This is a genomic window from Legionella pneumophila subsp. pneumophila str. Philadelphia 1 (genome assembly GCF_000008485.1).
Classification (GTDB): domain Bacteria; phylum Pseudomonadota; class Gammaproteobacteria; order Legionellales; family Legionellaceae; genus Legionella; species Legionella pneumophila.
Genome location: NC_002942.5, coordinates 898395 through 922685, shown reverse-complemented (window position 1 = coordinate 922685; position 24291 = coordinate 898395). Strand labels below are relative to the sequence as shown.

The window sequence follows — 24291 nt, the reverse complement described above, 5'->3', positions numbered from 1 at the left end:
GGCTTAAAACCCAAAACTTTGATTTTTCAGCACCGTAGCAGAAATATAAAACCATTATTAAGCAACGGAACACAGAAAACCAACGCTTTAAAGCCAAGACAGTAGAAATGTCGATAGATTCTAGCGCTCTAAAGGGATAAGCTCTATGGAATAATAAATATTTCTGACTCAGAATTATTTCAAGATCTTTGTAAAATAGTCTTCACTCCACAGAATTCAGCCAGGGATTGTGTTTCAGGAGATATTCCTATTACATCAAAAACCTTATTATTTTGTTTACATAATTTTCTAGCTTCAATAATTAAAGCAAGTCCAGCACTATCGCAATGAGTCACCTCGCTTAAATCAAGGCAAAATCTCCCTCTGGTATCTTCCATTAAAGCCTTATACAGCTTGTCACGGACCGATACCACTGATTTGAATGTAAGCTCAGCGCCAGGTTTAAAGTTATTAATTTCCATGCTCAGGAAGCCTTCTTAATCTGTTTTTGTTGCATTTCCTTAATCACTTGACTAATGCTGGAATGCTGCAGTGCCTGTGCAAATTGCGATCTAAAACTTTGCAACAAACTAACACCTTCAACGCTTATATCATAAATTTTCCATTTCCCATTCTTGGAAACAAGACTATAACTTAATGGTATATTTTGCCCTGCAGAACGCACAATCACGCTATTTACACGAATAAACCGACTATTTAAAGAACCGCGTAAAGGTAAAAACTGCACAGTTTCATCGGAATATTGGGCCAATGGGCTAGAATATGTACGAATCACCAAGCGAGTAAATGCTTTTGAGAATTCAACCCTTTCTGCTTCAGTAGCTTTACTCCAGGCTTGTCTTCCCAAGACTGAACGAGACATACCAGCAACGTCAACGTTGGGTAAAAGATTCTCCTCGACTGCTTTGTAAATAATCTCAGGATTACTTTTTAAGCGCGCTTTATTTTCTTTGAGAATAGAAATAATTTGATTAGCTGCACGTTCTAACATAGGGATAGGAGAGGTCTGAGCAACCATTGCTTGAGACAACGTCATCAACACAACTAATAAAATTGTTTTAAAAACTCTCATGGTTCACCTATTTTTTTATATTAAATAATAATTGGCCTATAAGATTTTCAAGGATAATTGCTTCCTGAGTCTTCGCAATGGTATCCCCATCGCGTAAATAGGGATGATCTGTGTCACCGTCCTCGTCAAAACCGGGAACGATACTAATATAATTCGAACCAAGCAAGCCTTCGGTCAAAATTCGTGCAGAAGCATCCTCATAAGGAATCTTTTTATCACCATTCAAAGTCATAGTCACTCTTGCATTGAGCTCACCTGGCTGCAACTCAATTCGACTGACCTCACCAATACGGACACCTGCAACGGTCACTGGAGCTCGAACTTTTAAACCACCGATATCAGTAAAATCTGCAGTGACACGATAAGTTTTATCAGACATAAAATCAGTAATGTTACTCACTTTCATCGCCATTACTAATAATGCTAGCAGCCCAAGCAACATAAATATTCCTACACTAATGTCTACATAACGTTGCTTTTTCATTTACCAATCTCCAATCATCATTGCAGTCAACAAGAAATCAAGACCTAATACAGCAAGCGATGAGTATACTACAGTTTTAGTTGTAGCATGACTAATGCCTTCAGCTGTTGGCACACACTCAAAACCTTGGTATACAGAAATCCAAGTAACCACAAATGCGAAAACCAAGCTTTTAATAATCCCGCTTAAGATATCTATACGAAAATTTACAGCAGCTTGCATATTAGACCAAAAACTCCCTGCATCCACGCCTAGCCAGTAAACACCAATAAAATAACCACCATATATAGCTACTGCAGAAAAAATCAAAGCAAGTATCGGTAACGCTATAAATCCTGCCACAAAACGCGGATAAACCACTCTTCCTAATGGATCCACTCCCATCATATCCATACTGGATAACTGCTCTGTTGCCTTCATTAAACCAATTTCAGCTGTAAGGGCTGACCCGGCACGCCCTGCAAACAACAAAGCGCTAATCACAGGTCCTAATTCTCTGGCGACGCTTAAAGCCAATAATTGGCCTAATTGACTTGAAGCACCAAATTTTTGTAACGTATTATAACCCTGAAGTCCTACAACCATACCAATAAACAAGGCTGAAACCACAATAATTAAACAAGACAATACACCGATAAAATAAAGCTGATAACGTAATAATGGCCATAACCTTAAAACATTAGGCTTTCTGAACAACATAGAAAATAAAAACAGCCCTGAGCTACCAATACCTTGTAAGGCTTGTACACCTCGATTACCCAGACGCGCGATTGTATCAAGCATTTAATAACTCCTCTGTATACGGTTTTGCCGGATAATGGAAAGGCACTACCCCATCCGCTTCTCCATGCATAAACTGTCTTATCTGAGGCTCAATAGATCGCTTTAATTCATCCGGAGTACCTTGACCTATAATTTTACCCCCTGATATTAAGTAGATATAATCTGCAATTGAACAAGTTTCTTCAACATCATGAGATACGATAATAGTGGTGGTATGCAATAATTGATTCAATCGTTGTATTAATCTGACCAATACCCCCATGGAAATTGGATCTTGACCGGTAAAAGGCTCATCATACATCATTAATACAGGATCAAGAGCAATGGTTCTGGCTAATGCAACTCTCCTGCACATTCCCCCTGATAATTGAGCGGGCATTAGATGGGCGGCTCCACGCAAACCAACCGCTTCGAGCTTCATTAATACAATGTTTCTTATCATGGACGCGTTTAATTCAGTATGTTCTCTTAATGGAAAGGCAACATTTTCAAATACTGAAAGGTGTGTAAATAAGGCACTACTTTGAAAAAGCAATCCCATGTTTCGCCTGGTTTCATAAAGTGATTTGCGGGATAATTGATGAATATTCTGACCATTAACATAAATTTGGCCACTATCAGGCCTCAATTGCGCACCAATTAACCGCAGTAAAGTAGTCTTTCCAGAACCACTGGGTCCCATAATAGCGGTAATCTTGCCTTGCTTAACCACCATATCAATGCCATCAAAAATGCAGCGATCATCAAGGCTAAAGAATAGATTTTTTATTTCAACCCAATTATCAGGCATGCTTTATTATCCACTTATTATTTTAACGGGTAATGATGTCAGTTTGATATCTATCAAAGACAGGTAATGCTTTATTATATCTTTAATTAAGAAGTATATACTGGATAAATAAAAATGTGTTTAATAATTGCGTTTCCATTAAAAAAAAACTTTTTAAAAGTTTTTTTACAATACCAATTTTTTCAAAAATTAATCATAAAAATTAAATAAAAGACGTTTTTTATTATTTAAGTTCAACTTGAGTGTTATTTTAATAAATAATAATGTTATAAGCCATTAGTTGGTATCAGTTACTGAAATATAGGGTACATCATTTAAATACATTATGTTAGAATGAAAACCAAACAAAATTACGACTCAATGACCTATGAACTTTTGCACACTTGGACTAGCAGTTATTGAAACTGAAGCACAAGCTGTATTTGAGCTAACTCAACGAATTGATGAACATTTTGAAAAAGCTTGTGAATTACTCTTATCATGCAAAGGACGTATCGTCGTCACAGGCATGGGAAAATCTGGCCATATAGCTAATAAACTGGCCTCTACTTTTTCCAGCACTGGCAGCCCCGCTTTTTTTATGCATCCTGGAGAAGCAAGTCATGGAGACTTGGGTATGATAACTCGCCAGGATATAGTTGTTGCCATTTCCAATTCGGGCAATACCCATGAAATAGTTACTTTGCTTCCATTATTAAAAAGGCTTGAAGTCCCCTTAATTACATTGACCGGCAATAAACAATCAACTCTGGCTAAATCTGCCGATGTCAACCTGGATGTCAGTATTAAACAAGAAGCTTGCCCTCTGGGTCTTGCTCCAACAACCAGTACTACGGTATCGCTGGTTATGGGGGATGCATTGGCTATATCTCTTTTACAAGCACGGGGATTTAGTGCAGAGGACTTCGCTCTTTCCCATCCTGGAGGCGCACTTGGCAAAAAATTGTTGCTAAAAATAGACGATTTATGTCATACAGGAGAGCAACTTCCCTTAGCGAATGAAAACGCAACAGTGAGTGACGCTTTAATTGAAGTCACGAATAAAAAGCTGGGAATGACTTGTGTTGTAGACAACCATGGCTATTTAGTGGGTGTATATACTGATGGAGATATCCGGCGAACATTGACACGTCAATTTAATATCAACACTACTCTAATCAAGGATGTCATGACTAAAAACTGCAGAACTATTTCTAAAGGCATGTTGGCTGCTGAAGCTTTAGCAATCATGCAAAAATATAGCATCACATCCTTGGTAGTAGTTGAAAATGATAATAGACCTTATGCGGTACTCCATTTACATGACTTGCTAAAAGCAGGTGTTTTTTAATACAGAGATAGAAATGAACGAACTATTGGAAAAAGCGAAAAAAATTAAATGTCTTATTTGTGATGTGGACGGGGTGCTCAGTGATGGCTTACTTCACATTGATAATCACGGCAATGAACTGAAATCATTCCATGTACAAGATGGAATGGGATTAAAATTATTAATGGCCGCCGGGATACAAGTTGCAATCATTACCACAGCACAAAATGCTGTAGTTGACCATCGAATGGAACAATTAGGGATAACTCATTACTATAAAGGTCAAGTTGATAAACGTAGCGCTTACCAACATCTAAAAAAAACATTGGGACTCAATGATGATGAGTTTGCCTATATTGGCGATGATTTGCCAGATTTACCCTTGATACAACAAGTGGGATTAGGAGTTGCAGTCAGTAATGCTGTGCCACAAGTTCTGGAATTTGCTGATTGGAGAACAGAGCGGACTGGTGGTAGAGGCGCAGTTCGTGAATTATGTGACTTAATTCTTAACGCACAAAATAAAGCAGAATTGGCAATCACAGGCTATTTAAAACAATGAATATTACCAAACAAGCAATTTGGCTATTCTTGACCTTGCTTATTTTAGCAGGATCTGGTTGGTATTATGCTCATTTTAATCAGGCTATTATCAATAAGAAATCGTTGTCAAATGAAGTTGACACAACGATTTCGCAGCTTACCGTAAAGCAATTTAATTCAGAAGGTGTGTTAATTAACTTATTAACCACTCCACAGGTAGAATATATTCCTAACAACAATCTCCATTTGCTTAAAAACCCCCATATTATTATTAAGCAAGACAATCAACCCGCGTGGGAAATCAATTCATTACGAGCAAAATCGTTTGATGGTGGTAAACAAATTACTTTTATAGAGCAAGTAGTAGTTCATCAAAATCCGGGAGAAAGCACCAGGGAAAGCACTTTAAAAACTGAAGAGATTACTTATTATCCCAAGGAAAAAAAAGCAACAACAAGTCTTTTTGTAACCTTTGAACAACCAGGCAATATCATACAGTCTACTGGAATGAATGCCTATTTGGATGAAAAAAGAGTAGAATTACTCCATAAAGCCAGAGGTAGCTATGACCCAGCTAAAGGTTAAATACATTATACTACTATTGTTGATGTTGTGCTCCATTTCAGGAAATGCTCTTCCGTTTGATAAGGAAAAAATGGTGCAAGTAGTTTCTGATTCAGCCGATTTAAATCAGAAAAATCATCAGGGAGTCTATATAGGAAATGTTGAGTTTGTTCAAGGGTCAACCAATTTGCGTGCAGAAAAAGCCATTACGCAAGGAGATGCCAAAAATCAACTCACTTTAGCCGTTGCCGAAGGCTCTAAAGACAAGCAAGCTCATTATTGGACTACAACAGCCCCTGATAAACCCCCATTCCATGCCTATGCTGACACTATAAAATATTATCCGCTAAAACATTTAATCGAATTAATTGGGAATGCTCGCATAGAGCAAGGACCCAACTCTCTTTCAGCGGCAAAAATTAGTTATGATACTCAGGAACAACATGTTTTATCACATAGTGACGAAAAAACAAGAACGACAATCATTATTTATCCTGAAAAGAAATCATGAGTTTACTAGAGGCTAAACAATTAAAAAAATCATTTAAGGGCCGGACGGTTGTGAATGGTGTTAGCATTCACATTAAGCAAGGTGAATGTGTCGGTTTATTGGGTCCTAACGGGGCGGGTAAAACCACTTGTTTTTATATGATTGTAGGTCTGCAATCCTGTGATGAAGGCCATATTATTCTTAACGGAACAGACATAACTCAAGACGCAATGCACCTAAGAGCAAGGCATGGTATTAGTTACCTTCCGCAAGAAGCCTCCGTTTTTAGAAAGCTTACTGTCGCTGAAAATATCATGGCGATTCTGGAACTAAGAAAAGATTTAGATGATCAAAAACGTGAAGAAAAGCTGGATCTTCTCTTACAAGAGTTTCATATTTCTCACATAGAAAACAGCTTGGGCATGGCCTTATCGGGCGGCGAAAGAAGACGCGTTGAGATTGCAAGAGCCCTGGCAATAGAACCATCCTTTATCTTGCTTGATGAGCCTTTTGCCGGGGTTGATCCAATTTCTGTAATCGATATCAAAAAAATTATCCTGCATTTATGTGATAAAGGTATAGGGGTTTTAATTACAGATCATAACGTGAGAGAGACTTTAGACATTTGCGAACGCGCTTATATTGTAAGTCAGGGAAAAATTCTTTGCGAAGGAACTCCCAAAGCGATACTTGCCAATCAACAAGTAAGGCAAGTTTATTTGGGTGAAGAATTTGCTTTGTAGCCTCATTTAAAAGAATACATTTTAATTATACTTATGTTACTAATTATTGATAACTACGATTCATTTACATACAACCTGGTACAGTACTTCCAGAGCTTAAATCAAAAAGTTGAAGTTTTTAAAAATGACGAAATTCAAATCGATACTATCAGGCAATCAGCTCCGCAATACCTGGTCATTTCACCGGGACCCAACTCTCCTGATGAATCAGGAATCTCTATAGAAGTCATTAAAGAGTTTCACAAGCATATTCCGATATTGGGTATTTGCCTTGGCCATCAGTGCATAGCTCAGGCATTTGGAGGCAAAATCATCCCGGCACCAGAAATCATGCATGGTAAAACCTCAGAAATCACCCATCATTACCAAGGCTTATTCACAGGAATACCAAATCACTTTCAAGCGACGAGATATCATTCTTTAGCCGTGGATATCATGAGCTTGCCCAATTGCTTTTCGATAGATGCGTGGGCAGACGATACAATAATGGCAATATCACATCGTCAATTTCCTCTTTTTGGTCTACAATTTCATCCTGAAGCCATATTAAGTCAATTTGGCTTGCAAATACTCGAGAATTTTTTACGCTATGAAACCCAAACTTCTATTTGAACAACTTCTATCCCGACAGGATTTAAGCTCAGACCAGATGCAAGAGGTCATCCATGCTTGTATGACAGGTGAATTTAGTGATGTGCAAATTGCAACCTTTCTGGCATTAATGCGCATGAAAGGTGAAACAGTCAATGAACTTACTGCAGCGGCTCAAGTCATGAGACAATTAGCCCACAAAATAGATTTGGGAAATCCCCTGATAGATATAGTTGGCACTGGCGGTGATGGAAGAAATACTTTTAACGTATCGACAGCCTGTAGTTTTGTTGTAGCTGCAGCAGGAATAAAAGTTGCAAAGCATGGTAACCGTTCTGTTTCGAGTCGTAGCGGTAGCGCTGATCTATTAGAACAAGCCGGATTTATACTCAATCTTTCTGACTCACAGGTACAAAACTGCATCAACCAGTGTCAATTGGCTTTCTTGTTTGCGCCACATTATCATCCCGCCATGCAACACGCGAGAGCTGCAAGGCAACAATTAGGAATAAGAACTTTATTTAATTTACTTGGTCCACTGATTAACCCGGCTCAGGTAAAACGACAAGTAGTTGGTGTGTTTTCAACGAATTGGCTCAAAACAATAGCCACTGTTCTGGCTAACTTAGGTAGTGAAAGATCATTAGTAATAAGCTCTCAAGATGGACTGGATGAGATTAGTATTGCAGCGAAAAGTGAAGTAGTTGAATACCGAGATGGAAATTTTAAGCAATGGTTCATTTCTCCTGAAGATTATGGTCTAAAGCATTCTTCTTTAGATGCAATCATAGTCGACTCACCAGAGCAAAGCCTGCATTTGATTCAATCCGTACTTTCAGGTGATTCTGGCCCAGCTCGAGATATAGTCCTTCTCAATTCTGCCGCAGCCATTTATTGTGCCAAAGATGGCATATCGTTTGATGCGGCCATAGAGGAAGCAAGAATTGCCATTGATAGTGGTAAGGCAAATCTTTGTTTTAACAAACTCCGATTATTGACCCAAACTTTAAATAAAGAATCAAATCATGAATAGTATCCTGGAACGAATAGCAAAACATAAACTAGAAGAAGTTGCAGTTGCGAAAAAAAATAAGCCTTTACATGTTCTGTCAAAACAACAGCCGGGGGAAATGCGTGACTTCATAACTGCTTTAAAATCCAATACCTCACCTGCAGTCATAGCTGAGATAAAAAAGGCTTCTCCAAGCAAAGGTTTAATTCGAAAAGATTTTAATGTTGCAGAAATTGCCAAGATTTATACCCAAAATGGCGCAAGATGCTTATCCGTTTTAACGGATATTGAGTTTTTTCAAGGTCATCCTGATTATTTGGCTTTAGCAAAATCAAAAACCACTTTGCCCGTATTGCGTAAAGACTTTATTATTGATTCTTATCAAATCTATGAAAGCCTTGTCTTGGGTGCTGATTGCATTTTACTGATTGTCGCATTATTAGATGATGTTCAATTAATGGATTTTTGCCAACTGGCTCAAGAACTTAAAATGTCTGTTTTGGTTGAAAGCCACACGCAAGATGAATTAGAAAGAGCATTACGCTTACCCACCCCCCTTATAGGCATTAATAACCGCAGCCTACACAACTTTAAAACAGACATTCAACTGAGTATCCAATTAAAACAATTTGTTCCTAAAGATAAAATTATTATTACTGAAAGCGGAATCAACACCCGTGAAGACATAAAATTAATGCAATCCCATGGCATTAATGCCTTTTTGATTGGAGAGAGTTTAATGAGGGCAGATAACATCGGGAAAGCATTACAGAAACTAATGACTGACTAAATAAACTACTCAAAACCTGGCTCAGGAGTTTGACTCGGCTCAGGCTCAGGCAACTCGGGATAACCAGGCTCCAGAGGCTCTGGATTATCAGGGTACTCCAAAGGTTGTTCAGGGTACTCTGATGGCTCCTCTGGATACTCAATTGGCTGTTCTGGTATTTCAGTTGTATTCAAAGTATCGCCTCCTTCTGATAGTTCTATTCAAAGTATAGCAAAATCAATTTTAGCAATCATTTTGGTAAATACTCTTGCCCATGATACACTTTTTCATAAAATCCACATTAGAAACCTCAATGCCTCCCTAGCGCCACAGGAACAGGACTTACGAAAAACCCCAAGGTCAAGGCAAAAAAAGTTTTTAATGAGGGAGTTTAGATAAACTAAATGACCGAATTAAAAACTTTTTTTAACGAAGAGATTGGGGTTTTTCGTAAGTCCTGAAGAAGAGGGCATTAAACTTTTGTAAGGTATTTTATATGAATGTAGTAATTATCACTGGTGCAGCAAGTGGCATTGGACATGCCTTAAGTCAAGTTTGTCTTAGCAATGGAAAAACTATAGTCATGGTTGATAAGAATCAGGACAAATTACATACAGAAGCCCAATCATTCATGACTAAATTCTCTCCTGAACATGTTATTTGTTTTGCCTGCGACGTAACCCAACCATCAGAAGTAGAACGACTTGCAGAATATTCCTGTAAACAACTAGGCCAAGTAGACTGGATATTTAATAATGCTGGGATCATTGGCAATTTACTTCCTGCCTGGGAACTGCAAGAAAATGATATTAATCAGGTAATGCAAGTAAATTTGCATGGGATGCTTAATATAATTCGCTCATTCATGCCTTATTTATTCAAACAGAATTTCCGTTCTCATATTATCAACATGGCAAGCCTGTATGCCTTATGTACAGGCTCACAAATGGCCGCCTATTCCATGTCAAAACATGCCGTATTAGCCTTATCCGAGTCATTATATTTTGATTTAAATCGCCTTAAAAAACCTGTAGATGTTTCTGTAGTATTTCCTTCTTTTACAGATACCTCGTTATTAGCAAGTAGTGGGAAATTAAACCATTCTCCAATCCATAATCAATTAAATAACTTGTTAGCACATTCTCGACCCGCCATTGAAGTTGCAGAACATATAGTAAGGGAAGTTGAACAAAAAAGATTTTATATATTGCCTGATAAAGAAGTTAAAGGGTATTGTGAAGACAGAACCAAAGCCATCCTGTTGCAGGAAAATCCTCATCGTAACAGCGTCGAACAATTAATGTGTTCTTTATTAAAGCGCCAATCATCAGAAGCCAATCTGTAAATTGTTTGTGATTTTCAAAACAGAATAAGTGTAAGGCGGCTTATAACTGATGTGAGCATCCATGCTTTAACATTCATGTACTCATAACGAATCTAGGGATAGAATTTCAGTCTCTTATGTTTTTGGCCTAGCATTTCTAACAATTCTTTTCTGAAAATATGATAATCGACCTCTAGAGCATGGCGCATGTGCGATTTAAATCGGTGATGGGGTTTATTGATTTCTTTGGCTATTTTTCGATGTAATTGATCAGGTCGTTTCAAAGTCCCTGCAATAATGCGAGCTACTATTTTTGATTGATAATCAGCCAAAGGCCAAATGCAACCTTGAGGTTGGCATAGGCCAATGAAATACAAATTTTCAAACTCGGGGTGCATCATTTTTCGATATAAAGGGATCGTGGTAGAGTTACTAAAATCAATACAACTTTTATCAAAAAATGGAAAACTGATTTGGTAACCCGTAGCGAAAATGATCGTATCGAACTCCCCTTGGGTTCTATCAGTAAAATGAACTGTGTTGCCCTCAAATCTCGATATACCCGAACGGGGGTGTATTTTGCCATGGCGAATAAAATACAAGAGTTCGGAATTAATAGTAGGGTGAATTTCCAATGGCCCACAATCGGGCTTCATTAATTTATACTTGGCATACCGGCCTTGCAAGCCTCTAATAACCAAACTGATGAACTTCTGCCTTAGCCAGGATGGCATCCATTGTATTTTAGCTACTGCTACATCCGTTGGCTTACCAAAAATAAATTTGGGGAAAATATGATACCCTCTACGCATGCTAATGCAAGTTCCGGGAGCAACCCGCGATATTTCAACAGCGACATCACAGGCTGAATTACCCCCGCCAACAACCAGTACTCGCTTGCCTTTAAAAATTGAAGCTTTTTTATATTGGTGAGAATGAAGTATCTCCCCGTCAAATACTCCAGGATATACAGGCATAAAGGGATCCCAATGATGACCATTAGCTACCAGCAAATAGTCATAGCACGCTTCATGAATTCCTTGGGCATCCTCATAGATAACATGCCATGTATTATCATCAAGTCGATGTACCTTTTGTACCACTGTGTTAAAACGAATGTATCTATCTAAATGAAAATGCTCCACATAACTCTGAAAATATTTTAAAAGCTGGGAGTGTGAAGGATAATCCGGGTAATCAACAGGCATAGGGAAATCTTCAAACTCAGACCAGCGTTTTGAACTAATGATATGAGTCGTCTCATAAACGCTGGAATGCTCATTTTGCTCATCATAAACCCAATTACCACCTATTTGATTGTTTTTTTCAAAGACAGTAACATTAGTAATGCCGTGTTCTTGCAAATTTTTAATGGCAGCAATACCGCTGGGACCAGCACCGATCACACAAACACGGGCAGACAGACGGTCCTTAAGCACCCTTTTTATTTCCATCAACTAACACCTTATCAACTTTATCCATTATCATCGCTTGTAAAATTTCGTCTTTGTCAATTGTAAAATGATTTACTTTTATCCCTTTTATCGAATCAACATTGATATTATCAATCTTTGTCAATTGAGGATCGACTGCTCTGAGTTTTAACCCGCTAAACATCGGTACAAAACCAGGTTTATATACATTCAAAGCTTGTTTAACATTAGGAGGCACAATAGTTTGTGATACTGCATCGACAGTCACTAACAAAGCAACAGGGACACCTGCGGCATTCAAATTTCGAGCCACTTTGATTTGTTCATTAGCCCCTAAAGAATGCCCCACTAAAATAATTGGCTTGTGATCTTTCTCTTGATAGTAATGGTCAATAATATACCGACTTACCGCTCCAGCGTTATACCACATGGTGCTATGAGCCGTGATATGGTATTTTTCAGACACTTTATCACGAAGTGTGTACATCCCCTTGCTGAAAATTCCCAGGCCGCCAAGCATAGTATGGACTTCGCCTTTTTTTGATGACATATTTTGTGCTTTGGACTTTTTGTTAGGGACATCAGAAATTGCAGGTTGCTTTTCTTTCTTGATATAAGTATTTCGCGCGCCCGTCAAATCCACACAAGCCGTTAAACTACTAACAATCAACAACAATAAAAATGATTTGGAAAAACGTATTTGCAGTTTGCCAAAATAGTTCATATTAATATTATTATTGTAATTATTTGATTTTTTATCATACCTTATTCTTGTACCATTTTACAGAGGCACCTGGCGGGTTTAAGGCTATTCGCGAATTCATTTTAATGCCTTGAGAATAATCTGTTTTTCATCTCGTTATTTTATTAATTCTACAGAAGATAAAAAGCGTCCCTGCCCCCAAGGTATGTGGACTATTTGTAATGCTTGCCATTGAGCCTCGCTTTCCACTTGAGTTGCTACCACCGCAATATCCATCGTTTTAGCCATTTCATTAAAATAATGTATGAAAAACTGCTTGCTTTCATTTTCATCAATATCTGTCACCAGACTCCCATGCAGCTTTAAATAATCTATGTTTAAATCACTCAAATAATGCAACGGAGAAAATTTAATACCCACACGATCTATTCCAACTGTCACCCCCAATTTTTTGGCTTGCTTGATAAAGAACTTGGAGTTTGAAAAATGTGACAAAACGTGAGCCTCATTAATTTCCAGTGAAAGATTTCTCAAGACAGCTGCAGGAGTGTCTTCCAATTGACGCAAATAACCAGTGCTATTGACTTTATTTGCTAAAGTATCTTCTGAAATATTAAGAGCAAAATGGGTATGTGTTGCAATGTCCATGACGGTTAATTCATTGAGCACATACTGATCAATAGGATAGGCCAATCCTAATTTCTCAGCAACTGGTATAAAATAACCAGCGCCTAACTCCTCCCCTTCCTGGTTGCGAATTCGAACGAAGACCTCTTTATGAAAACAATTCTTACCGTCTGTAACTGCCTGCGCATACAAGCTTATTTTTTTCTGTTGCAATGAGTTTCTAATTTCATCGCCGCTGATTAACTGAGGATATTTATAAGTATCATGCTCTTTCTGGCAATAAAATACGCCGGTTTCACGAGCCTTTTTAACCGCTTGATCTACCGTAGACAACAGATTGGAGACAGGTTGGTGGAGAAAATAACTCGCAGCCCCCATGTGTATTTTGCAAATTTTAATATCATTGATACCTTGGCTCAAAATTTGTTCAAACTCCTGACATTCCTTTTCAAACACCAAAGGATCCCTTTCATGACTAATTAAGGCAAAGGTCGTCCCGTTAATTCTTGCCAATGTACTAACAGACGATTGCTTCCAATAGCTTTTACATATTTTGGCTACAGTTAATACCAATTGATCCCCTTGCTGATACCCTTGCTTCTGATTTAACTCATCCAGACCGTCTATGACCAGCATCATGACATAACCAGGTATAAATTCATCTTCATTATCCAGAATCAAAGCCAAATGCTGTAAAAAATAACGACGATTACTCATCCCTGTTAATGAATCTTGGTAAACCTGTGTTCTAAGTGATTCTGTTTGTTTTAATTGGTCTTGAAATAAGGATTTGACTTTAGTAACCATTTGATTCATAGCCAAGGTAACTTGCCTCAATTCAGGAGTTTTAGGAATCTTCGTTTCTACAGGAAACTCATGTTCTGAAATTGCCAAAGCCTGTGCTGTGACTCGTTTTAAAGGTTGCAATAAATATTTTAGAAAGCCATAGCTTAGAACCAAAGCAACTAACGCAAAAATCAGATAAGCGTTTACCATTTCTACAGCATTACGCCACAAAGAGGCGTAAACATAGCTCGGATCACTAGCGACTAAAACAACTCCTGCTTGCATCCACCCATCCATAATTAAGGATGACTTCTCAGTCGAGGGCCATTTTATCAAGTTCACAAACCATTGTGGTATATCGCTTTCTTGTGGCAATTGTTTCTTTAAAATGATCACTTTCCCTTTTATGTCTTGTACTTTAATTGATGAAAAATATCCTCTGTCAAAAACAGCTTTAACCATAGAATCCATGGTAGGTACATCATGATTGATTAAAGACTGAGATAAAGACAAACCTAATGATGTCGCAGTATCTTGAGCATTACTTTCAAGTTGTTGGATAAAAAAATTACGCGCATTATTCATAGTGATGAAATAAGTTCCGATAAAAACGAATAACAACATAATCAACACGCCTACAGCCATTTTCTTAGTTAATGTCATGGTCTATCACCTTTTTTATTCCATACGTTTCATTAGAGCATCCCACTTGCCCAAACTTTTTGAATCCCCCATCAATGAACTCTCTCCCCTTGTTTTCGCAAGCCATAAACCTTCCGCATTAAAGCTATAAACTGGTTTCAAATCAGGCCTTGCAGAAGCTTTCAGAATTTTACTTTCCAAACTGTCAAGGATTAGTGGTTCGGATTCAGGAGTTGGGTAAAAAGACAGCACCATATGTGCTTGGTTTAGTGTCAGAGAAGCAGCATAAGTGATTCTTAACTGGTCAGAAGGAACACCAACAGCAACTAATGTAAAGTATTTTATTATGGCAAAATCTTCACAATCACCTCCCCCATCAACAATAAATTCTACTGGTGATTTCCAATAATCATCACTTGCACCAGTTATTGGGTCAGTTTCATAATTAAATTGATTAAAGAAAGAGTTTACTTTTTCCAGTTGTATTTTTACTGGCTTTTTTTTAAGTGAGTCAATTAAATTCCCCCATGCGGTAAACCGTTTCCGGGTGTCCCCCTGGTAGGATTGCGCCAATTTCTGAATTTTTTCCACACTGATTAAAGGCGCGGCTTGAGTGGAAAAGCTTGTTACATAGCAAAGTATCAAACCAGTCCAAATGGATAAAACCAATCTATAACGAAGAGATTCCAAAAAAACCTTCTGAAATCTCTTAGCTATAACACTAAGCCTTCTTGGGCGGCTCTTTGAAAGTAACCAGGACTCCTTCAACATGAGCCAATTCCTTTAGCCTTTCCATTCCATTACCCGCATGACCTCTGTATTCATAAGGACCAACAAAAACGGACAGAAGATCTTTATAAGGGCTCATGAAGGCAGTAAAGCCTAATCCATTTAACCGTTTAACCAAAGCTACGGCATTATTTTTATCTCTGAAAGAGCCTGCTGAGATATACCATAACTTGGGCGTTATTTGCTGAGGATAAGTAGTGTTTTTGTCTACCATCGATTTAGTTAAACGAGTTTTCTCCATGTTCTTAACAGGATGAGTGAGAACCATAGGATTATCCGTATTATTGGGATAAGGGATCTCATCCATTTTCCTGTTCAATAAAATATTGGTCTGAGCCGACGAGAATACATCATTATTCACCACATTTACCGGCAACCTCAAATTCAAATGTTTTAATAAACAACCCATTCCATTCAGGATTCGATAGCGGGAAAGTATCTCGTCATTTTCCGCGCGGGCCAATTCAATTTGTGATTCATAATATTCATTTTGAGAATCGAGTAAATCAAGGAGCGTCCTTTTACCCACCTTAAATTCATCTTGATAGGCCGTACGTGTTTTTCTCGAAGCGGTAACGTGTTGCTTCAATGGTTGAATGCGCAAGGCAGAGGCAACATAAGCATTCCAGGCTAACCTGATAGTCTCTTTTAATTCCAGCAATGTGCGATTTTTTGTTTCATAAGCTTCCTGGACTTGATAAGCTGTTTCTCGTATACGAGCGGCATCAGCACCACCACGAAATGCATTGTAATTCATTCTTACAGCCACCGTGTCGGAGTCATTAGGACCTATCAGACCACCCAAGTTCTTGTTTTTTGAGCTATTCAAAACCAGATTAACCTCAGGGTAATAGGCTGCTCTGGCGACATCGTACTGAGCCTTTGCTTCTTTAATATCAGCGTAACTTGATTTCACTGTTGGGTGATTATCTAATCCTTTTTCTATAATCCTGGCTAAATTATTAGGCAAACTTTTTCTTGCTGGAACATGAGGCACTTGGAGATTCTCTGGCCATTTACCTACTGTTTTTGCATAATTGATCTTCACCTCTTGCAAATCAGCCAATGCACTTATTTTATTAGCCTCGGCAAGAGCCAGTCTTGCATTAGCCTGATCGACTTCTGCCGTTCTGGTAATCCCGGCGGTAGCCCGTTCTTTTATCATCTTAAAAACCGCTTTATGTGCTTTAAGATTTTCGATGGAGTAAGCATACAAACGTTCATGCAGTAATACAGCGAAATAATTTTTGGTAATTTCCAATGCCAAATCTTCAGCAATACCCTGTGTTTTCCACTTTTGCGCCTCAGTAAGGTATTGGTTTCGCTTCACTTCATTAATTATCCCTCCACCAGCAAACAATCTCTGCCTTAACTCCACGGCCGATTCCACTATATTGAGAGTAGTACTGGGAGTATCATCGATCGCTGCAGATGTCGGGTTAACACTCCTTTGTCGTCCAAACCCACCAGTTACATCGATAGAAGGATATAAACCACCCTTTGCTTTATCAATTGCCTGTTTCGCTGACAAACCTTTTGCAGTATTAAGTAGTATATCCGGGTTAGCGATCATGCCATATTGTACTGCTTCATAAAGAGTATCTGCAGCAACGTAGGAAGAAGTAAGCATTGCAATTACCAACAGCGCCTTTCTCATTCCTCATTCCTTATTATTGTTATTTTGTTAATTATCTATATAGTAACGTATAACCTTAAATGAAATAACATCTCACTACAATATAATTTTATTTCTTTAATTAGTTATTGTTGTTAACAACCTTTTGATTTGATGGGATTTTTACCACCATGAGTAGTCAATTGCCAATACTGACCGTGAGTCAGCTGAATAGACAAGTGAAAGGTTTTCTCGAGAATGAAATAGGCCTTGTGCATGTCGAAGGCGAAATCTCTAACTTAAGCAAACCTTCTTCAGGACATTACTATTTCACCCTGAAAGACAGCACAGCGCAAATTCGTTGCGCTTTTTTTAAAAATCGACATTCCAATTCTCTGCTTAGAAATTTTAATGATGGTCAACAAATTGTTGCCACTGGCAAATTAAGTCTGTATGAAGCCCGGGGAGAATATCAGCTTATTGTCGAAGAGATAGTTAAAGCAGGAATGGGGATTCTCTATCAACGATTTGAAGAGTTAAAAATCAAACTGGCCAGCGAAGGCTTATTCAATCCTGAGAGAAAAAAACCGCTGCCCAGAATACCCGAAACGATTGGCATCATTACATCACCCACCGGAGCAGCTATCCAGGACATTCTCTCAACTCTGGCCCGTCGATTCCCAATAGCCAGAATTATTATTTATCCAAGTGAAGTTCAGGGGCAAACCGCCCCTCAACAACTAGTCAAGGCCTTAAAACTGGCTAATGCCCATAAACGATGCCAGGTTCTCATCCTGGCGCGCGGCGGTGGCAGCATTGAAGACTTGTGGGCCTTTAATGATGAATACCTTGCTCGACAAATTGCAATCAGCGAAATTCCTGTTGTTTCCGGTATTGGTCATGAAACAGATTTCACAATTGCTGATTTTGTAGCAGATTATCGTGCAGAAACGCCTACTGCTGCCGCTACGGCTGTTACTCCAAACTGCATCGAATTATTCAATATTCTTGATACGGCTATTTATCGATTGCATGATGCCATCATCAGACTAGTTAAAGGGTTGCAATTAAAGCTCAATCATTTGATAGATAAAATTGCCTCACCCAGGCAAACTATCTCAACATATTGGCAAACCCTGGATTATCTGGAGAGACAGTTAATATCTGCTATGACTCAATTTATTAACTTAAATATTAATAAGGTGAATATTTTTTCAACACAATTGCAAGCTAACAATCCCAAAACACAAATTGAACGAACTAAAACCCAACTACGACAATTAATAATGCAATTAAACCAAGAGATCCGGATACAAGTAAACCAATTAAAAAATCAACTATCCACTAATCTTTCCACTTTGCATGCTGTAAGCCCCTTGGCTACACTAGATAGAGGTTATGCTATTGTGAGTAAAAACCAAAGAATACTCTTTGCTGCCCAACAGGCACAAATTGGAGATACTATCGATGTCCGTTTAGCAAAAGGAAGTCTTGCTTGTGAGGTTACTCAAATTAAGGATTGACTAAAATCATGAAGAATCTATTACATTCACTTGCCTGTCTATTGATATTAATAAGCTCAGCAAAACTATCCTATGGTCTGGCTCTACCAGAAAATCATTCTGTCAATGGGGGACTGACTATTATTCCAATTGATTTCAATCAGAAGCCTGAAGCCTATTTCGAGGGGAAACGCATCCCGGTTCTTCCCAGTACCCAACCCCGGCAATGGTTATTAATCGTTGCAATCCCGCTTAAAAATACCAACTCTGTTCAATACATCAACGTGACAAAACCCATCAAAGCATCTATTCCCTTTCATGTTAGTGAAAAATTTTACAGTACCCAATTTTTAAATATAAAAGATATCAGTAAAGTGGATCCTCAACCCGAAGATTTAATCCGTATTGAAAAAGAAACCAAAAAATTAACCCAAATTTTTGCTAATTACTCCAATACCAATCCATTTGAGAAACAATTCACAGCACCACTGAGAGGACCTATAACCAGTTTATTTGGCCTGAAGAGAGTTTATAATAAACAGCCAAGAGATCCGCATTCTGGATTGGACATCGCCGCTGACGAGGGGAAACCTGTGTATGCTGTAAATCAGGGAGTTGTAGCAGATACCGGTGATTATTTTTTCACAGGCAATACGGTTATCCTTGATCATGGCATGGGAGTATTCTCGGTTTATGCTCATCTTAGCAAAATTCTGGTTAAAACAGGAGAAACAATCAAACAAGGCCAAGAGCTTGGATTAGTTGGTATGACAGGAAGAGTAACAGGCCCCCATCTCCACTGGACTATGGTAGTTAACCAAACTTTGGTTGAGCCTTTACTTTTTGTGCCGTTTCGCAAAATCACAGTTACACCAGTTATACCAGATAAAAAATCAAACAAATCAACACAAGATGCAACGGCAAAATCATGATTAACGAATTAACGACCAGTTTGAATGTGATTGTCACCCAGACACAAAATAACCTGAAAATTTTGGGAGTAATACTACTAATTCCCTGGTCAATATTTTTTATTAGTCATTTTATAAGTAATAAAATTTTGCTTCTTGGCATTATCCCAAGGCATATATTGGGCCTCCCGGGGATACTATTAGCACCTTTACTTCACGCTAATTTTAATCACTTATTTTTTAACTCTATCCCTTTACTGGTTTTAAGTAATTTTATTCTGATTAATGGAGTTAACTATTATTTGATTGTCACAGTGATGATAACTCTTTTTAGCGGGACACTGATTTGGTGTTTTGCTAAACGAGGTATACACATTGGCGCCAGTGGTTTAATCACAGGCTACTGGGGATTCCTCGTGTATAACATTTATCAAACAGGTACCTTGACCACTATTATTCTTGGTCTGCTTAGCCTGTATTATTTTGCTGGTATTTTTCTGGGAATTTTTCCAGGTGAAAAAGGCGTATCCTGGCAAGGCCACTTGTTTGGGCTATTAGCAGGTTTTCTCACCAGCTATTTATTAGAAATCTATCCTCAGATTCTCATTTATTATTAGTCATTAACTCTTCACAATAGCTAGCCCATGAAACCAATTTATCATTTCACTTTGAACTTTTTTGTCCTAATAAATTCAGTCTTAAACTGCAATTAAATCATCATATTTCACTAATAATCCATCTAACTCTATGCTATTCTTAAAAATAAAAACCAATCAGAGAACCACAATGAACATATTGAAACCAAAAGCATTTTTACTAGCCAGTGTGTTTGTTTTATCAATATCCCCTGCTTTCGCTGCTGATGGTTGTTGCAGTAAAATGGGGGGTATAAATTATTGCGATTCTTCTGCTGGTCGTCTTGTTTGTAACAACGGTTTCTATTCAACTTGCTACTGCACACGTCATGCCGTAATGGATTTACAATTTCTTATGGGATGTTGCTTATGGCATGGCGGGGTCTATCCACAATTAAACTCATCGGGTCTTGTGGTTTGCAATGACGGATATGTTTCGGAAGAATGTTCATTGCAAAAACCTGTTGAGCAAATTTCTGTTTATTGATTAGGTCTGACTTATTGCTGCTGGAGCATGGGCTGATAAAAGAGCAGGATGGTCTTCTTTTGCGTCCTTGACTCTACGCTTCTCAATTAACTCACCAAAACATAATGCACTCATCACTACCAACAAATAACCTGCAGTCGAATAGCATAAAATCGTGTCGGAAATGGAGCCTATACAAAAAGAAAATAAAACACCTAAAAGAATAGGTCTGGAGCTAGTCAATTGAAATGATGTAATAAACAAACTCGCTAAAAATATTATCAAAAGTACCAGACCAATTAAACCTTGCTCAGCCAAAGTCATCCAATACTGACTGTGTGGATCTGTCAACTCTTTACCCCAACTTGGAACAGGTACATCTTGTGAATAACTATATTTAAATCCACCTGTGCCTATTCCAATAAAAGGATGTTTCAACATCAATTGCTTGGCATAGTGATGAAACTGCATTCTATAGCCTATCGATGTATTTTTATTATGTTGTTTTAATAGCTTGATATCCTGAATTAAATCATAAATTCTGGTTTGCATTACAGGGCTATGATGATATGCCAAAGCAATGATGCCGCTGAAGAGAACAATCCCTGCTAAAGCCTGTTTGAAGTTTAATTTTTGTATCAAAAGCAATAACATCAAAATAAAGTAGACCAAATAACCCGTTCTTCCAGTATTTATAAAAAGCACTTGGTAACTGGTTAGTAATATCATGAAGATATAAATAAGTCGCAACCAGCCCGAACTTTGAAAAGCCAGCAATCCTGCTAAATAGGCTGCCAATGCCACCATAAAACCAGTAATAATATGATTGTAGAAAACCTCGCCCGGATCTTCTGACGCAATAATATTTTTAGCTTTTAAGATGGAAATAACACAAGTAATAAAAATAGCAGCCAAATAGCTATTGATACTCCAGTTTCTTACTTTGGGATTAATAAAACCAGTAGCTAAAATGGGAAGATAAATTAACTTACAATATTTACCAATAACCATCCATTGCATTGAATAAGGCGCAGGACTCCATAAACTTGCAATAACGACAAAGAGAAACAAACAAAATGCAGCGCGTCCCCACAAAGTATTATAAGCATAAACAATATGTTTTCTGTATTGTGGAGTAATCAATACGGCAATTAAACTGCAAATGAAACAAATAGACTTTATCGTGGGACTGATCGGAATAAAAAACATAAATGAAATAAAGAAAAAAGGAGCTAATAAAATACCCTTGGTATCCATTATGGTTAATCGCACGATTATTCCTCTTTTATATGATTTACACTGGGTAATTTATTGATATCCCTGTCTTTATATATTTGTTTGACCCCGCGATAAAAAGCGCCTTGCGCCCCAAATACTGCAAACAAAAAACCTGCCCTGCCGTCTAAAAATCCCTTCTGTAAAAAAAGGCATCTGACAAACATCCATAGGGCGCTAAAAAAAGTTTTTACTAATCCAACTTTTTCATTGGATTCTATACGGATTTTCGCACTATAAGAAGAATATTTGTTAAGTTTGTATAGTACATGATGTACATCGCTAAAAGAATGATGCCAAATCGGTTTTTTTAGTTTTCCCACTCTCGCATTAACAGGAATCAATACTTTTTCATGAACGATGTCTTTGCTATAAGAAGCATTCTCTCTTTTAAATAATCGTATATGCCTTTTAGGACTTCCTGAATATTTTAAAACTTGATTATAAAAAATCATTTGTATAGGAATACGAAATGCATCTGCTGTATCCGATGAAATGGCCTGTAGTATTTCCTGTCGTAATTCCGAGCTTACTGATTCATCAGCATCAAGATTTAAAACCCAATCCCCTTGAGCCTTCTGTAAGGCCCTATCCTTTTGGATACCATAGCCTTGCCAATCTGTTGAAAATACTTTATCCGTATACTCCCTGGCTATAGCTAATGTATTATCTGTGCTGCCAGAGTCCAATACAATTATTTCATCTGCAAAATGAACGGATTCCAAGCACCGCCTTATGTTGGCTTCTTCATTTTTTGTGATAATTATTACGGATAACATGACTTTATATCAATTCAAAATAAATATTATATCGATAATTAAGCCGGATTGTAACAAGGTAAAAAGGAATAATCTCTGTACGGTACGATTTTTGGGACCGTCGTTGCGAGGAGCATAGCGACGAAGCAATCCAGTGACCTTAAAATTGCTAATCTTCACAACAGTTTTTCGTAAAGATCTTCCCAATAAGGGTTTAGCTTTTCAATTAAAGCCAATTTCTTTTTTCTTGACCCGCCTTTAAGTTGTTTTTCTCGAGCTATGGCACTTATCATGTCTTCAATGAGCTCATAGTAAACAAGAAACTTACATCCATGCTCTTGAGTAAACCCGGGTACATCCCCATATTTATGTTCATAGACACGTTTGATCAAATCGCTTGTGACACCCGTGTAGATCGTTCCATTGCGTTTATTCGCCATGATGTAAATGGCTGGTTGTTTCACTTGCATGCTTCTTCCTTGTTATTGGACCAATTCATTCAGCAGCGCATATCACGCGACTAATGCACAAAAACCCAAGTATATCGGAGAAAGAATGGCGAATAAACTGACAGCCATTAAGCGCAGCATCACGTAATAAATCAAGTCCATAACGAAAAAAACTTACCCCTTTGCGACCATGTTTTTTGATTTTAATTGCCTTCTGAACATGCCGCCACTCTCCAGTTTTATGGGCCCAACAAAAAGCAATGGTCAATAGCACCAGTAATTTTTCAATGCGATCCGGTTGAGTCATGTGTGTGTCTTCAAAGTTGAAGCCACGCCCTTTGAGACATGAAAACAACGTTTCTATTTCCCAACGCAAGGCATAATGTTCAATAGGTTCATCCATTAAATGATCGGTAGCTACAATCAATAATTCACCATCGGCAAGTCTCAGCGCACTTAAATATATCTTTTGTCTCCATAATTTTCTCAAGCCTTGTAAAATTCTTTGTTCTCCTGATTTCAAATCATAAAACAAGGCATCAATACTTACCTCTAAGCCTCGACTATTTGTAGTAATAACATTGTTTTTGATGCGAATACAAAATGGTATTTTTTCCGTCAACAACCATGCAAACCAGTTGTCACCAACAAATTCTCGGTCAGCAAGTAATCCAGCAATCATTGATTTTCCAAATTTCGTGATAAAACGCTGGACGATTTCAATTCTCTCTCTTGTATCACTATTTCCTCCTTTAGCTAACAATGTCCAAAATAATGGTATTGCTATCCCTTTATACACAACTGATAGCATTAAAATATTGATGTCTTTTTTGCCCCAACGCCAATTGGTTCGATCCATGCTGAGATAGAGTGCCTGCCCCGATAGACCAAAACAATGAATAACCCAGACTGAAACACTAGAAAAATCAATCTTAAATTCTCTAAAAAATCGTTTGATTCTTGTGTACCTTGAATCTTGTTTAGCAGGGCTAGAAAAACCACATGCAATCTCAGTTAAATTGACCGTTCTTACTTTGATTAAAGAGATTAACATCGTCGCAAAACACTCGATTCGCGACTTGTTCCATGAAAAATAACCATTTAAAATATCTGACAGCTCAGTGATACTCATTCACGACTCCATGTCGTTTCTTAGCGGAAAAAATATGGATTATCAATGAATCAGTGAGCTACTTCAACGAATTCAGGCCACTGGATTGCTTCGT

Annotated in this window: 28 protein-coding genes; 13 read left to right on the top strand and 15 right to left on the bottom strand. The window is 37.9% G+C overall.

Translation table 11 applies throughout. The features are described from left to right. Positions 1-179 precede the first annotated feature (179 nt). From LPG_RS04185 to LPG_RS04165, 5 genes are read right to left on the bottom strand one after another with little or no spacing between them, the layout of a single operon-like run. Entirely contained in the window at positions 180-461 is a 282-nt protein-coding gene (locus LPG_RS04185) for an STAS domain-containing protein (RefSeq protein ID WP_010946581.1), read from the bottom strand. 2 nt (positions 462-463) lie between these two features. Further along, on the bottom strand, positions 464-1072 hold the full coding sequence (locus LPG_RS04180; RefSeq protein WP_010946580.1) for an MlaC/ttg2D family ABC transporter substrate-binding protein: 609 nt from the start codon (positions 1070-1072) through the stop codon (positions 464-466). Positions 1073-1079: 7 nt separating this feature from the next. After that, complete coding sequence (gene mlaD / locus LPG_RS04175) at positions 1080-1556, bottom strand: outer membrane lipid asymmetry maintenance protein MlaD (RefSeq protein ID WP_010946579.1); 477 nt, start codon at positions 1554-1556, stop codon at positions 1080-1082. Continuing rightward, the gene (gene mlaE, locus LPG_RS04170; protein ID WP_010946578.1) at positions 1557-2339 is read right to left on the bottom strand and encodes a lipid asymmetry maintenance ABC transporter permease subunit MlaE; all 783 of its coding nucleotides are present in this window, start codon (positions 2337-2339) and stop codon (positions 1557-1559) included. Continuing rightward, positions 2332-3129, bottom strand: a complete 798-nt coding sequence (locus tag LPG_RS04165) for an ABC transporter ATP-binding protein (RefSeq protein ID WP_010946577.1) — start codon at positions 3127-3129, stop codon at positions 2332-2334. The genes mlaE and LPG_RS04165 overlap by 8 nt, the downstream gene beginning before the upstream one ends. 367 nt (positions 3130-3496) lie before the next feature. Here LPG_RS04165 and LPG_RS04160 point away from each other — a divergent pair, with 367 nt between their 5' ends. Genes LPG_RS04160 through trpC form a run of 8 tightly spaced genes read left to right on the top strand, consistent with a single transcriptional unit; the run spans position 3497 to position 9171 of the window. Continuing rightward, positions 3497-4459, top strand: coding sequence for a KpsF/GutQ family sugar-phosphate isomerase (locus LPG_RS04160; protein ID WP_010946576.1), 963 nt, complete (start codon positions 3497-3499; stop codon positions 4457-4459). Between the two features lie 13 nt (positions 4460-4472). After that, entirely contained in the window at positions 4473-5000 is a 528-nt protein-coding gene (gene kdsC / locus LPG_RS04155) for a 3-deoxy-manno-octulosonate-8-phosphatase KdsC (protein ID WP_011213328.1), read from the top strand. After that, positions 4997-5566, top strand: coding sequence for an LPS export ABC transporter periplasmic protein LptC (gene lptC / locus LPG_RS04150; protein ID WP_010946574.1), 570 nt, complete (start codon positions 4997-4999; stop codon positions 5564-5566). Before kdsC ends, lptC begins: the two co-directional genes overlap by 4 nt. Then, positions 5547-6056: a lipopolysaccharide transport periplasmic protein LptA gene (gene lptA, locus LPG_RS04145; RefSeq protein ID WP_010946573.1), complete on the top strand. Its 510-nt coding sequence runs from the start codon at positions 5547-5549 to the stop codon at positions 6054-6056. Before lptC ends, lptA begins: the two co-directional genes overlap by 20 nt. Beyond that, positions 6053-6778, top strand: coding sequence for an LPS export ABC transporter ATP-binding protein (gene lptB / locus LPG_RS04140; RefSeq protein WP_010946572.1), 726 nt, complete (start codon positions 6053-6055; stop codon positions 6776-6778). The genes lptA and lptB overlap by 4 nt, the downstream gene beginning before the upstream one ends. Positions 6779-6811: 33 nt before the next feature. Next, a complete protein-coding gene (locus LPG_RS04135) occupies positions 6812-7390 on the top strand; it encodes an anthranilate synthase component II (RefSeq protein WP_010946571.1) in 579 nt (192 codons plus the stop codon). Continuing rightward, complete coding sequence (gene trpD, locus LPG_RS04130) at positions 7368-8402, top strand: anthranilate phosphoribosyltransferase (RefSeq protein ID WP_010946570.1); 1035 nt, start codon at positions 7368-7370, stop codon at positions 8400-8402. The genes LPG_RS04135 and trpD overlap by 23 nt, the downstream gene beginning before the upstream one ends. Beyond that, a complete protein-coding gene (gene trpC / locus LPG_RS04125; RefSeq protein ID WP_010946569.1) occupies positions 8395-9171 on the top strand; it encodes an indole-3-glycerol phosphate synthase TrpC in 777 nt (258 codons plus the stop codon). Before trpD ends, trpC begins: the two co-directional genes overlap by 8 nt. 5 nt (positions 9172-9176) lie before the next feature. On the opposite strand, the gene LPG_RS04120 is transcribed toward trpC, so the two are convergent. Further along, entirely contained in the window at positions 9177-9344 is a 168-nt protein-coding gene (locus tag LPG_RS04120; protein ID WP_011945949.1) for a hypothetical protein, read from the bottom strand. Between the two features lie 302 nt (positions 9345-9646). On the opposite strand from LPG_RS04120, the gene LPG_RS04115 reads away from it, so the two are divergent. Further along, on the top strand, positions 9647-10495 hold the full coding sequence (locus tag LPG_RS04115) for an SDR family NAD(P)-dependent oxidoreductase (protein WP_011213327.1): 849 nt from the start codon (positions 9647-9649) through the stop codon (positions 10493-10495). 92 nt (positions 10496-10587) lie between these two features. On the opposite strand, the gene LPG_RS04110 is transcribed toward LPG_RS04115, so the two are convergent. The 5 genes from LPG_RS04110 to LPG_RS04090 form a co-directional block, all read right to left on the bottom strand. Further along, positions 10588-11928, bottom strand: a complete 1341-nt coding sequence (locus LPG_RS04110) for a flavin-containing monooxygenase (protein WP_011213326.1) — start codon at positions 11926-11928, stop codon at positions 10588-10590. Next, entirely contained in the window at positions 11906-12631 is a 726-nt protein-coding gene (locus LPG_RS04105) for a thioesterase domain-containing protein (RefSeq protein ID WP_010946566.1), read from the bottom strand. Before LPG_RS04105 ends, LPG_RS04110 begins: the two co-directional genes overlap by 23 nt. Positions 12632-12766: 135 nt before the next feature. Next, the gene (locus LPG_RS04100; RefSeq protein WP_010946565.1) at positions 12767-14686 is read right to left on the bottom strand and encodes an EAL domain-containing protein; all 1920 of its coding nucleotides are present in this window, start codon (positions 14684-14686) and stop codon (positions 12767-12769) included. A 15-nt stretch (positions 14687-14701) separates the two neighbouring features. Continuing rightward, positions 14702-15436, bottom strand: a complete 735-nt coding sequence (locus tag LPG_RS04095) for a transglutaminase-like cysteine peptidase (protein WP_010946564.1) — start codon at positions 15434-15436, stop codon at positions 14702-14704. Next, the gene (locus LPG_RS04090) at positions 15387-17111 is read right to left on the bottom strand and encodes a TolC family outer membrane protein (RefSeq protein ID WP_010946563.1); all 1725 of its coding nucleotides are present in this window, start codon (positions 17109-17111) and stop codon (positions 15387-15389) included. The genes LPG_RS04095 and LPG_RS04090 overlap by 50 nt, the downstream gene beginning before the upstream one ends. Positions 17112-17260: 149 nt before the next feature. Here LPG_RS04090 and xseA point away from each other — a divergent pair, with 149 nt between their 5' ends. The 4 genes from xseA (at position 17261) to LPG_RS04070 (ending at position 20604) form a co-directional block, all read left to right on the top strand. Next, positions 17261-18592: an exodeoxyribonuclease VII large subunit gene (xseA, locus tag LPG_RS04085; RefSeq protein ID WP_010946562.1), complete on the top strand. Its 1332-nt coding sequence runs from the start codon at positions 17261-17263 to the stop codon at positions 18590-18592. 8 nt (positions 18593-18600) lie between these two features. Further along, positions 18601-19503, top strand: a complete 903-nt coding sequence (locus tag LPG_RS04080; RefSeq protein ID WP_011213325.1) for a M23 family metallopeptidase — start codon at positions 18601-18603, stop codon at positions 19501-19503. Continuing rightward, positions 19500-20099, top strand: a complete 600-nt coding sequence (locus tag LPG_RS04075; RefSeq protein WP_010946560.1) for a rhomboid family intramembrane serine protease — start codon at positions 19500-19502, stop codon at positions 20097-20099. The genes LPG_RS04080 and LPG_RS04075 overlap by 4 nt, the downstream gene beginning before the upstream one ends. A 169-nt stretch (positions 20100-20268) precedes the next feature. Beyond that, complete coding sequence (locus LPG_RS04070; protein ID WP_011213324.1) at positions 20269-20604, top strand: hypothetical protein; 336 nt, start codon at positions 20269-20271, stop codon at positions 20602-20604. Here LPG_RS04070 and LPG_RS04065 read toward each other — a convergent pair whose 3' ends face one another. From LPG_RS04065 to LPG_RS04050, 4 genes are all read right to left on the bottom strand, one after another. Beyond that, complete coding sequence (locus LPG_RS04065) at positions 20605-21855, bottom strand: O-antigen ligase family protein (RefSeq protein ID WP_010946558.1); 1251 nt, start codon at positions 21853-21855, stop codon at positions 20605-20607. Positions 21856-21857: 2 nt separating this feature from the next. Continuing rightward, positions 21858-22637: a glycosyltransferase family 2 protein gene (locus tag LPG_RS04060; RefSeq protein WP_010946557.1), complete on the bottom strand. Its 780-nt coding sequence runs from the start codon at positions 22635-22637 to the stop codon at positions 21858-21860. 155 nt (positions 22638-22792) lie between these two features. Further along, positions 22793-23086: a GIY-YIG nuclease family protein gene (locus LPG_RS04055; RefSeq protein WP_010946556.1), complete on the bottom strand. Its 294-nt coding sequence runs from the start codon at positions 23084-23086 to the stop codon at positions 22793-22795. A 25-nt stretch (positions 23087-23111) separates the two neighbouring features. Further along, the gene (locus tag LPG_RS04050; protein WP_010946555.1) at positions 23112-24197 is read right to left on the bottom strand and encodes an IS4-like element ISLpn9 family transposase; all 1086 of its coding nucleotides are present in this window, start codon (positions 24195-24197) and stop codon (positions 23112-23114) included. Positions 24198-24291: the final 94 nt, after the last annotated feature.